10 protein-coding genes and 3 tRNA genes are annotated in these 13,433 nt (G+C 59.4%); 4 read left to right on the top strand and 9 right to left on the bottom strand.

Annotated elements, in window-relative coordinates; translation table 11 throughout:
• Positions 1-445: 445 nt before the first annotated feature.
• Complete coding sequence (locus ROSERS_RS23935) at positions 446-2,581, bottom strand: right-handed parallel beta-helix repeat-containing protein (RefSeq protein ID WP_011955554.1); 2,136 nt, start codon at positions 2,579-2,581, stop codon at positions 446-448.
• 256 nt (positions 2,582-2,837) lie between these two features.
• Here ROSERS_RS23935 and icd point away from each other — a divergent pair, with 256 nt between their 5' ends.
• Complete coding sequence (gene icd, locus ROSERS_RS04070) at positions 2,838-4,199, top strand: NADP-dependent isocitrate dehydrogenase (protein WP_011955553.1); 1,362 nt, start codon at positions 2,838-2,840, stop codon at positions 4,197-4,199.
• A gap of 62 nt (positions 4,200-4,261) precedes the next feature.
• Here icd and ROSERS_RS04065 read toward each other — a convergent pair whose 3' ends face one another.
• The 8 genes from ROSERS_RS04065 to ROSERS_RS04030 all read right to left on the bottom strand — a co-directional run bounded on the left by ROSERS_RS04065 (position 4,262) and on the right by ROSERS_RS04030 (position 8,016).
• A complete protein-coding gene (locus tag ROSERS_RS04065; RefSeq protein WP_011955552.1) occupies positions 4,262-4,903 on the bottom strand; it encodes a CBS domain-containing protein in 642 nt (213 codons plus the stop codon).
• Between the two features lie 77 nt (positions 4,904-4,980).
• Positions 4,981-5,382: a globin domain-containing protein gene (locus ROSERS_RS04060; protein ID WP_011955551.1), complete on the bottom strand. Its 402-nt coding sequence runs from the start codon at positions 5,380-5,382 to the stop codon at positions 4,981-4,983.
• Complete coding sequence (locus ROSERS_RS04055; protein ID WP_041332972.1) at positions 5,372-5,959, bottom strand: alkaline phosphatase family protein; 588 nt, start codon at positions 5,957-5,959, stop codon at positions 5,372-5,374. The genes ROSERS_RS04060 and ROSERS_RS04055 overlap by 11 nt, the downstream gene beginning before the upstream one ends.
• On the bottom strand, positions 5,935-6,165 hold the full coding sequence (locus ROSERS_RS27125; protein ID WP_041332970.1) for an alkaline phosphatase family protein: 231 nt from the start codon (positions 6,163-6,165) through the stop codon (positions 5,935-5,937). The genes ROSERS_RS04055 and ROSERS_RS27125 overlap by 25 nt, the downstream gene beginning before the upstream one ends.
• 170 nt (positions 6,166-6,335) lie before the next feature.
• Positions 6,336-7,397, bottom strand: coding sequence for a HEAT repeat domain-containing protein (locus tag ROSERS_RS04045; RefSeq protein ID WP_011955550.1), 1,062 nt, complete (start codon positions 7,395-7,397; stop codon positions 6,336-6,338).
• Between the two features lie 336 nt (positions 7,398-7,733).
• Positions 7,734-7,809, bottom strand: a tRNA-Phe gene (locus ROSERS_RS04040).
• 41 nt (positions 7,810-7,850) lie between these two features.
• Positions 7,851-7,926: transfer RNA gene (locus ROSERS_RS04035), tRNA-Val, on the bottom strand.
• A gap of 1 nt (position 7,927) precedes the next feature.
• A tRNA-Leu gene (locus ROSERS_RS04030) sits at positions 7,928-8,016 on the bottom strand.
• A gap of 185 nt (positions 8,017-8,201) precedes the next feature.
• Here ROSERS_RS04030 and ROSERS_RS04025 point away from each other — a divergent pair.
• The 3 genes from ROSERS_RS04025 to ROSERS_RS04015 all read left to right on the top strand — a co-directional run bounded on the left by ROSERS_RS04025 (position 8,202) and on the right by ROSERS_RS04015 (position 13,384).
• A complete protein-coding gene (locus ROSERS_RS04025; RefSeq protein WP_011955549.1) occupies positions 8,202-10,337 on the top strand; it encodes a glycosyltransferase in 2,136 nt (711 codons plus the stop codon).
• A 308-nt stretch (positions 10,338-10,645) separates the two neighbouring features.
• Positions 10,646-12,709, top strand: a complete 2,064-nt coding sequence (locus tag ROSERS_RS04020) for a glycosyltransferase family 39 protein (RefSeq protein WP_011955548.1) — start codon at positions 10,646-10,648, stop codon at positions 12,707-12,709.
• Between the two features lie 21 nt (positions 12,710-12,730).
• The gene (locus ROSERS_RS04015; RefSeq protein WP_011955547.1) at positions 12,731-13,384 is read left to right on the top strand and encodes a deoxynucleoside kinase; all 654 of its coding nucleotides are present in this window, start codon (positions 12,731-12,733) and stop codon (positions 13,382-13,384) included.
• Positions 13,385-13,433 lie beyond the last annotated feature (49 nt).

Raw genomic sequence — 13,433 nt, 5'->3', positions numbered from 1 at the left:
AGCCCCACGGCTAGCGCGGTAGAGCGGATTTAATGCTCAATCTCCATTAGCCCGACGGCTAGCGCGGTAGAGCGGACTTAATGCTCAATCTCTATAAGCCCGACAGCAAGAGGTGCATACCGGATTATAGTAGTTCTCAGATACATTGACCCCCGGTCGGGTCTGCCGTGTCGCGCGAGACGCCCGCCTCCGCTTGCTCCCCATCTCCGCGCCTCCGCGCCTCCGCGTGAGCCGGTCTGATGCACACAGAGGCGCGGAGCACGCGGAGGGATGGCGCACACGGCGTCTGCTTTCGATGGCGGGGACAACCCTGCCCGACAAGACCAGTCTTTGTGAGAACTGCTATACATGCTCAATCTTCATCAACTCCACAGACAGAAACACGTTCGCTCCTTACAGAAAGGGGTCAAAAAGGCGACAACGCATCCGGGCGCTCTGAAGGCATTCAACGCACAACCAGCGGAAGATGAAGCGTATAGACCGGAGGCGGCGCCGGCACGCCGATCCCGACAGCAAACGCGGATGTATTACCATCGGCGTCGGTGCTGGTCGCCGTGATCTGCAACGTTGCCAGTGCGCTACCGGAGAAAGCGAACGAGAAGGTTCCATCATCGCTCGACGCATCTACAGCGCCGAGAAACTCACGCCCCTGACCGTTGGGGTCGGCAAAAACTTCGACGCGACAATTGCGGCAGGCGACGCCACGCACCTCTGTCTGCTCGACCGCAAGGATCGTTGGCGCGGGGATACCGCGGTTTGCACCATTCAAGAGCACAATCCCGCTGTCTGCATTGGTTGTGATACTGTTACTCGACACCCGGTTCCGTTCACCACTGGAGATGATCACCCCTGGCGCGGCATTATCCCTGATGGTGTTGCTCCGAATCAGGGTTTGCAACGTGCCGGTCAGCACAATGCCGCCGATGAGCGAGCAATCGTCACGTTGCGCATCGAAATCGTCCCACGGTATATCCATCCCTTGATTAAGAGACACTGTATTGCTCACAATCGTCGATCCATCACCTTGAACGCATATGCCGGAGCGGGCGTTGTGATGAATGGCATTTTCGTGGACAAACGTATGATCCCCTCGGATGAGCAATCCAGACAATTGATTGAACGCAAATGTATTAGATGGTCCGACGATATTGCCATCACCGATGATCAACGCACCGTGCCGCTGATTCCCCAGCGGCGTTGCGTCGTCAGCGCCAGCGCCGATGAGGTTGGAGGCGATCCGGTTGGCAGCCCCTTCGATCGTGATGCCGCTCGATCCGTTGTAGGCCACCACATTGCCTGCGCGCCGATCATCCCCGCCGATAATGTTCGACTCTGCAAATTCGGTCAGAAAAAGACCCTGGCGCACATTCCCGCGTGGGAGTATACCGCTGGCATCCACACCGATATAGTTCCCCTTAATATGATTCAAGCGCGCAATCGGTGGCGACGCGACATAGTACTGCCCCACAAAAACGCCATACCCGTTGCCCGAAATAATATTCCGTTCCGTCTCTGCCTCGCCGCCAACCACATTCCTGCTGGCGCCATCGACCAGAAACACGCCGCCTTCACGGTTGCCGATCGGCGAAGAACCGTCGGGTGCAAGACCAATGACATTTCCGATAATCCGATTGTTATTGGCGCCCATTACCATGATCCCGTAAGTATTCCCCGAAATCACGTTGTTCTCGCCGATAACATTGTGTTGTGCTCCGCCGCTGACGACAATGCCATAGTATGCATTGGACAGCGCGCGTGTGCCGTCAGCATCGACGCCGATCCAGTTGCCCGCCACGGTGTTGCTCATCGTTGTGCTGCCATCGATCCGCACGCCAGCATAGTCATTCCCGCTGATGATGTTGCGATCAGCGGCAGTGGATCCGCCGATCAGATTGTTGCGCGCACCATGACGAATATCGACCCCGTGGTAGTTCGGTTGAGAGTTGCCATCAGGCGCCAGTACGCCGATCGCACAGCCGGTCACCACATTATTGCTGGCGTCCGCCCCCTCGATGAGCACGCCAGCATCCCAAAACAGGATCAGCGCGATTCCGCGAATAACATTTCCAGCGGACGTGATGGTCAGTCCATTCAGCCCTCTGTCGCCTTCGTACACATTCGTACCGTCGAGAAGTATCACCGGATGGGAAACCAGACTGGCGCCCGGTTGCGTCGTTCCATCAATCGAAACATTGCCGCGGGTGAGCGGCGGCAATGCCGACGGACCGGGCTGGATGCGCCAGATCGTCGAACCAGTCTCATAGCCGGGATCGGTGTCGGGGATTGCGAAATGGATAAACAGGCGCGGACCGGGAGGCATTGCATTGGCAGCCGTAATCGCCTCGCGCAGCGAAATACCTGCACCGCCCGGATTATCGATCAGGTTCTCGAATGACGACGTATCTCCATCGAGTTCGTCCTGCGTCGTGGTCACCGTGATGGTGGTTGGCGCTGCGTGCACGACGCGGACGCCCCATTCGCCGGGACGCGAACCGTCCCGTCCAGGCGTGGCAGCGCTTACGAAAAGAATGAACAGGGCTACCGCGTATCTCGTAAGACGCGCTGACAATTGGCGCGTCATAGAACTGTCTCCCATATGCCGACATCAACAATGGCAGGCGTCGGCTCAAACCTCATCCAGCCTGTTTTCGCATTCGAGGAGAAACAGATCGAAAACTGCGGGAAAAAGATATCCTCTCTGCTGTATAGACATTATAAGGAGGGGGATGGGTAAGTTCAAGTCAAAATACCGTTGATATGGCAGGTGATCAGCGGTTCTGTCGAAGCCTGCTATAATGGAGCGAAACCGCTGTTACACATCTGGAGGTCCTAAGGCTATGACAACGACGCGCAACCGTGCGCCCGAAGGAGATGCGATATCGATACGGAACGGGCGCCTGTATGTGCCAGATATGCCCATCATTCCTTATGTCGAAGGCGATGGCACCGGTCCCGATATCTGGCGGGCGAGCGTGCGCGTTTTCGATGCTGCTGTCGAACGGGCATATGGCGGGCGGCGGAAGTTGATGTGGTACGAAGTGCTGGCAGGTGAGAAAGCCTTCAATCTGACCGGCAACTGGTTGCCCGACGAAACGGTCGAAGCGTTCAGGCAGTACCTGGTCGGCATCAAAGGTCCGCTGACAACGCCGGTGGGCAGGGGGATCCGCAGCCTGAACGTCGCGCTGCGTCAGTTGCTCGATCTGTATGTCTGCCTGCGCCCGGTACGCTATTTTCAGGGCGTTCCGTCGCCGGTCAAGCGCCCTGAACTGGTGGATATGGTCATTTTCCGCGAGAACACCGAAGATATTTACGCTGGCATCGAGTATGCCGCCGGTACGCCCGAGGCGCAGAAAGTGCTCGATTTTCTGCGCACCACGTTTCCGAAGGATTTTGAGAAGATCCGCTTCGGCACTGCGGAAAAAGCGCGTGAGTTCCTCAGTCTGCTCGGCAATGGCGACGGAGAAGGCGCTGTCGAAGTCGGCATCGGCATCAAACCCGTCAGTCGGTTAGGTACGGAACGCCTGGTCGCAGCCGCCATTCAGTACGCCATTACCCACCGTCGCCGGAGCGTCACATTCGTGCATAAAGGCAACATTATGAAATTCACCGAGGGTGCATTCCGCGATTGGGGGTACGCCCTGGCGGAACGCGTCTTTGGCGAGCATGTCTACACCTGGGCGCAGTGGGAGCGTACAAAGGCGGAGAAGGGCGAAGCAGCGGCGAACGCCGAGCAGCGCGAAGCGCTGGCTGCCGGAGCGATCCTCATCAAGGATGCCATCGCAGACATCACGCTTCAGCAGGTGCTCACGCGCCCTGAAGAGTTCGATGTGATTGCGACTCTCAACCTCAACGGCGATTACCTGAGTGACGCGCTGGCGGCGCAGGTTGGGGGCATTGGCATTGCGCCTGGCGGCAACATCAACTACATCACCGGGCACGCGATTTTCGAGGCGACGCACGGCACAGCGCCAAAGTACGCCAATCTGGATCGGGTCAACCCGGGCAGCGTCATCCTGAGCGGTGATATGATGCTGCGCTACATGGGTTGGACCGAAGCGGCAGACCTGATCATCCGCGCACTGGAAAAAACGATTGCCCAGAAGATCGTCACCTACGACTTCGCCCGACTGATGACCGGCGCAAAGGAAGTCAAGACGTCACAGTTCGCCGATGCAATGATCGCCAATATGGACGAATGACGCTCCGTTGTCGTGGAGACGCTGCAGGGCAACGTCTCCACGATCAATCAATGTTACGATTATCATGCTTCAGTCGGCGGCATCGGTCCCCAGCCACGCTCTTCGACCACCTGGAAAATATCGGTATCGCTGATAATCCCGACGATCCGATCACGCTCCCGCACTGCCGCGCGACGGATGTTCCGGTCGATCATCAGTTTGCTACAGTCGCGCAGCGACATTTCCGGCGAGACGTAGACCAGCGGTCGCGATGCCAGTTCATTGACGGCGACTTCTTCCGGTGAGCGATCAGCGGCGACGATCTTCTGCAGAACGTCGCGCATGGTCATGATCCCCCACTCACCGCTTGCATCCGGTTCGACCAGCACACTGGTGATCCCATGCTTGTTCATGATATGGATGGCTTCGGCGGCAGTGGCATCGGGCGCAACGCTGATCACTTTGCGCGTCATGATCTCGCCGACGGTGAAAGGACGCGGCGCATCGGCGGAGGGTTGACCGGCGCGTAACCGTTGCTTGAGCGGACCGGCGTAGCGATCCAGTGAAAACATGGCAACACTCACCGCGCGGCGACTCTCACGTGCGGCAGCGGTCTCCAGCGGTCCTTCGAGAAAGGTGACCAGGACGAAGGTTTCTTCATCAACTGGCGGCGGTTCGAGCAATTCGATGGTTTTGCCGTCGAAGCGGCCACGCACAGTAAACATAGCACTGTCTCCTTTCGCTGCGCCATTGCGTGCAGATTGTACCACAGGCGGCGGAGTGACGCATCGCGGCAGAGTTTTCAGCCGCGCAAATCGAGGCGATTGTCGCCAGCGTTGATCATGAAGGTGGCGGTTCGTTCGAAGTAGTGTATCAGAGCAGTGCGCACATCCTCCGGAAAGCCGACCTCATCGATAGCAGCGCGCATATGATTGACCCATGCATCCCGTTCCGCCTGCCCGATGACGAACGGCAGGTGACGCGCCCGCAGCCGTGGATGTCCCCGCAGTGCGTTGTAACGCGGCGGTCCGCCGAAATACTGGGTGATAAACAGAAACTGATGCAGTTTTCCCGGTTCGAGGTCTTCGGGAAACAGCGGGCGCAGTAGCGGGTCGCGCTCGATCCGTGCGTAGAATGCATCCACCAGACGGCGAAACGGCTCATCCCCGCCGGCGCGATCGTAGATTGATGGTTCAGCGCTCATCGTTCACAAAGATTTCTTCGATGATCCGACCTTCCCACTCAGCGTGCGGCGCAATCCCCAGGACGCGCGCCAGTGTCGGCGCTGTGTCGAGCAGACTGACCGGAGCGGCAATCCGGTAGTTGCGTCTGATCGCAGGACCGGCCGCAATCCATGGAATGGTCATATCGTCCAGGCTATCCGTGCCGTGGGTCCGATCGTGCCCGCCATGGTCAGCCTGCACCACAATCGTCGCGCCTGGCGGCGCCACATCGAGCACCCGCCCCAGCCACCCATCGACGCGCTGCAACTGGTTCAGGTATTCGGGCGACATCCAGCCAGAGGCGTGACCGGCAGCATCAACCGAACCGAAGTAGAGGAAGACGAAATCGAAGGACGCGCCTTCTTCCCGCAACAACCGAACGGCTTCTGCGCCAACTGCATCATCGTAGGACTGGTCGAGCGGCGGCTCGCGGTAGTAACTGTAGGCGACCTGTTCAGGGCGGCTTATATCGCGCAGCGGCTCCCAATTGTGGATGCACGCTGCACGTTTACCAGCGCTGCGCATCTGTTCGATCAACCCCGGCAACGGGCGCGCCATAGGAATAAACATTTGGTTGTAATACCGTGTCGCGTTGGCGGCACGCTGTGGAAGATTGACATATGACAGGGAAGCGTCACCGATGGCATGACACTCTGCGCCTGCATCGTCGATGCCCCGGCTGCACACAGCGCCTCGATGGTCCGGCAGTGCACTGCATCGAGCGCATCGGGACGCATGCCGTCGATCATCACGAGAACGACCATATTCCTCCTGTGCGGGTCACACCCGACAACCGGGCGCAGGTTTCACCGGGGGCTGGCAGAAGATCATACGACACTCTGTATTATACACGAATGTCGCCGCTCGACAGGAAAAGAACATCCCCCGCCGGTTCCAGAACCGGCGAGGGATGGCGCTGCACGCCTGCGTGGCATTACGCTGCCGCCTGAACAGCACGTTCGGCGTGCTGACGCAGCAACGTCAGCGTATCGGTTGCAGCCTCGTGAACCTGGACATCATCATCCTGTGCGGCATGGGCAAGCGCTTCAAGAACATTGGGAAGCGCAGCCGGCGCCCCTATCCGCCCCAGCGCGCGTGCCGCCGCCTCCCGCGCATAGGCATCACGATCGTACAGCAATCGGCACAGATTCTGCACAACCGTCGGCTTACCGGCATAATCGCCCAACTGTCCCAGCACAAGCGCGGCTGCCGAGCGATAAAATGGGTCTTCGTGGCAGAGGTGACTTTCGATATATGTCAGCGCATCATTCGTCACAGCGCGTTCACGCAGCAAACCAAGCGCGCGGGCGGCGGCAAAGCGCGTTTCGGCGTCGGAGTCGCGCAGAGCGACCTGCAACAGACGAATAACCAGCGACATCGGCGGCGCATCAACCATAACGCCAAGCAACCGGGCGGCATATGCGCGCACCTGAGCGACTGCATCGGATAACGACGCCTCGATCAACGCCAGATCGTCGGCGCCATACCGACCATTGCATGAGCGCAGGCGGCGCAGCGATTCGATGCGGTTCTGCTCATTCAGTTCCCGTAGCAGGTTTCGGATCCGTGCAAAAGACCATGGATAGGCGTCGAGTTCGCGTTCAATCGTGCTGCGCAGCCAGGACCCTCGCCGTGCATTGAGGCGCTGGATCGCCAGCGGGATCGTCTGCAACTCAACCACAAGATGTTCGACTGTCACGCACACCTCCTGACTGGCGCGCAGATCACGGTCGATATCCATCACCGTCGGATAGCGATTGCGCAGCACACGCTGAACCAGGAGGTTGGCGCCCGCATCGTGCGTGATAGCCGCAAGCGTGATAGTGGCGTCCACCGGGTACGTGTGGAAAGCGTGAAAGAAGGGGTGCAACGTGCGCAACGCCAGGTGTGGCACAACGCCAGCGCCGCCGGATAATTGCACCTCCTGGCGCGGATGACGGGCGAACACATCCAGATAGTCGATGATCTGCCGCTGCCAGAGATGTCGATCAAACATAGGTCACCTGCTGGAATGTATCAGGAATAGGTCACCTGCTGGAATGTATCAGGAAGCGGCGCGTACTACACCGAGGCGTACCATCCTGCTGAAAGTATAGCATGACGCCCCGGCGCCGCAATCACGCTACACTTACAAATTGGTTACAGAAATCACGCAATTTTGATCTTCGTACCAGTCCTACTGATGGTACGCACAGAAGAAGCGCAACGTTGCAGTCGCAAGGAGTGGGGACTCAGCGTTTCATACGCGGGGCAAACGCCATTCCTGGTTGTGACGTCGCCTCGGCGGAGATGAAAAAGGCGACCTTGTTTCACAAGATCGCCGTAATAGGAATGGTGCCAGGGACCGGGAACGATCCGGTGACCTCGTGTTTTTCAGACACGCGCTCTACCAACTGAGCTACCCTGGCAGGCTAACACAACTTCCGCAGCAAGCACCAGCGCGCTTTCGTGGTGGGCGATGACGGACTCGAACCGCCGACATCCTCGGTGTAAGCGAGGTGCTCTGCCAGCTGAGCTAATCGCCCATGGTGCCGAGGAAGGGACTTGAACCCTTACGAACATTTCTGTTCACCAGGCCCTCAACCTGGCGCGTCTGCCAATTCCGCCACCTCGGCTTGCGCATGGCATTATAGCCCTGTTAATGCCGCTTGTCAACCGCAGTTTTGTTCTGTTTTCTGTGCTCCTGGCTTCATGCGCTGGACCTGGCTCTTCCTCCACACCGCCGGTGCATCTGCTATAATACCGTTTACTGTCGCGCCTCTGCCGCGGCGATGTGGTTACCTCAGGTGACGGGGCGGCGATGAATATTCTGGTTGTGCTCACCTACTATTACCCGCATTGGACAGGATTGACCGTTCATGCCGTGCGTGTGGCGGAGCATCTGGCAGAACGGGGGCATCGTGTGACGGTGCTTACAACCAGGCACAGCCCTGAACTCGCACGTGATGAGATGATTAACGGCGTGCGCGTTGTGCGGCTCTGGCCCCTCACGCGCTTCAGTCGCGGCATGATCACCCCTGCATTTCCCTGGGCTGCGGCACAGTTGATCGCCGAGCACGATGTGGTGCAGATCCATACGCCGCTCCCCGAAGCGCCGATCGTTGCCGCCCTCTGCCGCCTGCTCGGGCGTCCGCTTCTCATGACCCATCACGGCGATGTCGTGATGCCGGATAGCCTGACAGAGCAACTCGTCGAACGCGCTGCGTTCCATATCCTGCGCGCTGCCGCGTCTGCAGCCGATGGCATCACGTCCTACAGCGAAGATTATGCCCGTCACTCGAAGTTGCTCTGGCCCTTTCGCGATAAACTGACCTGTATCTACCCGCCGGTGGAATTTCCCGAGCCGGATGCAGCTGCCGCCGCCGCCTGGAAGCGCGACCTCGGTCTCGATGGGAAGCGACTCATCGGGTTTGCCGGGCGCTGGGTGAGCGAAAAGGGGTTCGACGATTTGCTGCGCGCATTACCGTTCATTCGCGCTGAACTTCCTGAAGCGCACCTGGTCTTCGCCGGTGAACGCAACGTTGTCTACGATGATTTTTATCATGTCTGCCAGCCGCTGATCGAAGCGCAGCAGGAACATATCACGTTCCTTGGTCTGATCCGGGATCGCCGCCGTCTCGCCAATTTCTACGCCATGCTCGATCTGTTCGTGCTGCCCAGCCATACCGATATGATGGCGCTTACACAGGTTGAGGCGATGTTGTGCGGCACGCCGGTCGTCGCAACAGATATACCCGGTGCGCGCGTGGTGGTGCGCGAAACCGGATTCGGACGCCTGGCGCCGCCGTACAATCCGCCAGAACTCGCCCGTACTATCGTCGAGACGCTGCGTGACCGTGAACGGTATCTTCCAACACCCGCCGGTGTGCGCCGCATTTTCAATACCCGTCAGACGATTGACGCATACGAGCAACTGCTTGAGCGGCTGGTGCGTACCCGGAGCCGCACCAACCTCTATGCGCGCGCGAGCCGGCGCCTGGTGCGCAGTACGCTCCACATTATTGCCGCTGCACCGGTCACTGCGACAACAACAGCAATGCTTGCACCTGCGTTGTCACACCCAACTGGAGCGCCGTCCCATGCTGCGCTCTCTGCTGATGATCGCGCAATGCTCGAACACCTGTTGCAGAATGAGGCGGATATGGCATACCGCCGCCGTGCGATAACCCTGCTGGAGTATCTCGAACTCCGCGACGGCGAGACGGTGCTTGACTGCGGGTGCGGCATGGGGGTCTATCTGATGTTTATGGGGCGTTTGCGCCGTTTGAATCTGGTAGGCGTCGATGGCGACATCGCGCGCCTGCGCTGGGCGGAACGCGAACATGTGCCTGCCAGTCTCGCCGGGGTCGATATCCATCGTCTGCCGTTTGCCGATAACAGTTTCGATAAGGTGTTGATGTCGGAGGTGCTCGAACACCTCGCCGATGATCGCGGCGCACTGCGCGAGGTTTTTCGCATTCTCAAACCGGGCGGCATCCTGGCGCTCAGCGTGCCGCACGCCAACTATCCGTTCTGGTGGGATCCGATCAACAAGACCATCGAAGCGCTGGGCGGGCGACCGATCCGGAGTCCAGGACCGATCACTGGATTGTGGAGCAATCACTGGCGGTTGTACCGTCCCGAAACGCTCCGCGACGTGGTCTCCGGCGCCGGGTTCTCCATTGAGGCGCTGGAAGAACAGACCCATTATGCGTTTCCCTTTATCCACTTTATCGTGTACAGTATCGGCAAACCGCTGATTGAGAAGAATCTCCTGCCGCGTCGCTTCCGCGACAGCGCCGACCGGTTTCGCGGCGAGCGCAACAGCGGCAGTCTGCTCAACCCGATCAATCTGGGCGTGCGGCTGTTTCGCCTGGTAGACGCACGCAATGACCATCTGCGCGGCGATGAGAAAACGTTCGTCAGCATCGTTCTTAAAGCGCGGAAACCATGCTGATCGTACCAGCGGACCTATCGCTTGCCACATATGCATTACCCGGGGGTACGGTCGGCTCGCATCAGCGCAGCGCATGCAAGGATGAATCCGCTGCAAACAGGTTATTTCACCGCAGCGGCGCAGCGTTCACCGGGGAAGATGCCAGAGCGAGTCGCTCCGACCGCACCATGCTTCGCCGCGCGTACCTTTCGTTGTTGAAGTTCTCTGCGCTCCCGGCGTCTCAGCGGTGCGTTTTTGCAGTGAAGTCATGGATGGATCGTTGCCCCGTGCTATAGTCGCCGGATAGACGCTCCCCGGCAAGGACGTGCATGAAAAGCGTCGCACCATCACAACCACCGGTTGAAGACGACGTCGTCGCATCCGACAATGGTTCGCCATCCGCTGAACCCACTCCCGACACACACGCTATCCAACGGCGCTCGTATATGGGTGTCAATCTGTTTGCGCTGCTGCTGACCATCATCGCTCTGGCGGCGGTTGGTCAGTTCTTCCTGATCAGCACGCCGCCGAATCTGCTGGCAGGCGTGGCGCTGTTGACGATTGCCGGTGGAGCATTCGTTGCGCTGCGGGCATGGATGCGTGATCCGGCGCCAAACGGCGCTCCATCGTCTCTGCCGCGATTCGCCGGAGTTCTGGAACGTCTTTCCCCATTCTATCCGCTGTCCGCACTTGCGCTGATGAGCGGCGGCATTGCATTCTGGTGCGCAGCGACGCCGACGCTGCGCCCGGGACCCGCCCTGATCGCCTGGATAATGGGCATTGGTCTCTTTCTGGCTGGCACACGGTATATCGCCGTTCCTCGTGTCGATCTGCCCGCAGAAGCACCCTGGACCCGGCGTGAGATGCTGGCGCTTGCCGCGCTGACCCTGGCAGCGCTGGCGCTGCGAGTGACGATGCTCGACGCCATCCCGCAGAACTTTGGCGGTGATGAGGGCGAAATGGGTATGGAGGCGCGCGGCGTGCTGGAGGGACGCATCACCAATCCTTTCAGCACCGGATGGCTCTCGCATCCGACGCTCTGGTTCTTTCTCCAGGCGCTCTCACTGACTATCGCTGGCAATGATGTTTTCGGGCTGCGCATGCTGTCGGCGCTGATCGGAACGCTGACCATCCCGATGCTGCATCTGCTGGCACGTCCGCTGTTCGGGCGGAATGTCGCCTTTGGCGCGGCGGCGCTGCTGGCAGCGTATCATCTCCATATCCACTTCAGTCGTCTGGGGGTCAACAACATCGCCGATCCGTTCCTGGCGCTGGCGGCATTTACCGCCTTCTTCTACGGCATGCGGCGATCGTCACCCTTCGCGTTCGGATTGACCGGCGTTGTGTGCGGCGTTGCGCAGCATTTTTACATGGGTTCGCGTTTGACGCCGCTGCTGATAGCGGCGCTGATCGCTCACCTTGCGCTGTGCGACCGGCAACGCTTTCGGGCAGTTGCGCCACGCCTTCCGTTGATCATCGTCGGGTTCGGGTTGGGGTTTGGTCCGTTGATCGCCCATTTCATCGCCCAACCTTCCGCCCTCACCGCGCGCCTGGCAATGGTCGGCGTGGTGCAGAGCGGCTGGCTGGAACAAAAACTGGCGGAAGGCGTCTCGCTTTCCACGATCCTCATTGATCAGACCCGCCAGAGTTTTGGCGCGTATACCTTCATTCCCGACCGTGCCGCCTGGTACGATCCGGGCATTGCCCTGCTCGATCCGGTATCGTCCCTGTTGTTGACGCTGGGCGTGGCGCTCGCTCTGGTCAACTGGCGCCGCTCCGAGTGGTTCCTCCTCATCGCCTGGCTGACAGGCGCTGCCGTTCTGGGCGGCATGCTGCTGGTCAACACGCCCGAAAGCCCGCGCTATGTCACCACCACGCCAGCACTCTGCCTGCTCATCGCGCTCGCCATCCAGCAGATAGCCACGATGATGCAGTGGGCATTCCGCCTGACAAAAACCAGACATGCCCTGGTGAGCGTTGCGATTCTCGCGCTTCTGGCGGGATGGAGCATCAATTTTTACTTCCGCGAGTACACGCCCCGTCGCACCTATGGCTGGACCAACACCGAAGCCGCCACCAGAGTCGCCCATCTCATCAACGACCAATCTGAGCCGGTGTACGTGTACTTCTTCGCCCCGCCGCGCATCTATCTGGGGAATGGCTCGATCCGGTTCATCGTTCGTGACCTGCAGGGGATGGACATACTTGAACCAATAACCGATCCGGAGCAGATCATGCCGCCGCCGGAAGGAAGGCGACCACTCTTCATCTTTTTGCCGGAGCGTGAAGCGGAACTGGCAGTGGTGGCGCAACGTTTCCCCGGCGGCGTGACGCTGCGCTTCCAGGGCGAACGGGAGCCAGGCACACTCTTTCTTGCATATACGCCGCCGTGATGGTTACGCTGGAGTAGAGCCGTGAGAAACGGACGTTACCACATCACCGTTGCCGGCAATATCGGCGTCGGCAAAAGCACACTGGTCGGCATCCTGGCAGAAGAGTTCGACTGGCAACCGTACTACGAACTGGTTGCCGACCATCCATATCTGGAAGATTACTATCGGGATCGCGAACGCTGGGGATTTCATTCGCAGATCTGGTTTCTGACCCAGCGTTACCAGCAGCACCTCGAGATCGCCGATACGCCGATCTCCGTGTGTCAGGATCGCAGCATCTATGAAGACTACGAGGTCTTCGTGAAAGGGTTGCTGGAACAGCGCATCCTCAGTCACCGCGATTTTCGCACCTATCGACAGTTGTTCCTGGCGCTGGTGCAGAGCATCGCTCCGCCAACCCTGCTGATCCATCTCCACGCCAGCGTACCAACGCTGATCCGGCGCATCAACGAACGCGCGCGCCCTGCCGAGCGCGCTATTCCGCCCGCGTATCTGGAACACCTCAACCGCCGCTACGACGAGTGGCTGCGACGATTCGAGTTGTGTCCGGTGCTCCGCATTGAAACCGACGACCTCGATTTTGCCCACGATGCCTCGGCGCGGCGCGAAGTGGTCGAGTTGATTGCGCAGACGCTGGGCATGCGTGGTATGGTGCAGGAACGCTTCGTACCATAACAGATCTGTTTGACTTCGCTACAAAAACGCACCGCCGAGACGCCGAGTA

Origin of the sequence: Roseiflexus sp. RS-1 (assembly GCF_000016665.1) — a bacterium.
In the GTDB taxonomy this organism is placed as follows: Bacteria; Chloroflexota; Chloroflexia; order Chloroflexales; family Roseiflexaceae; genus Roseiflexus.
This window is presented reverse-complemented; position numbering and strand designations above follow the sequence as displayed.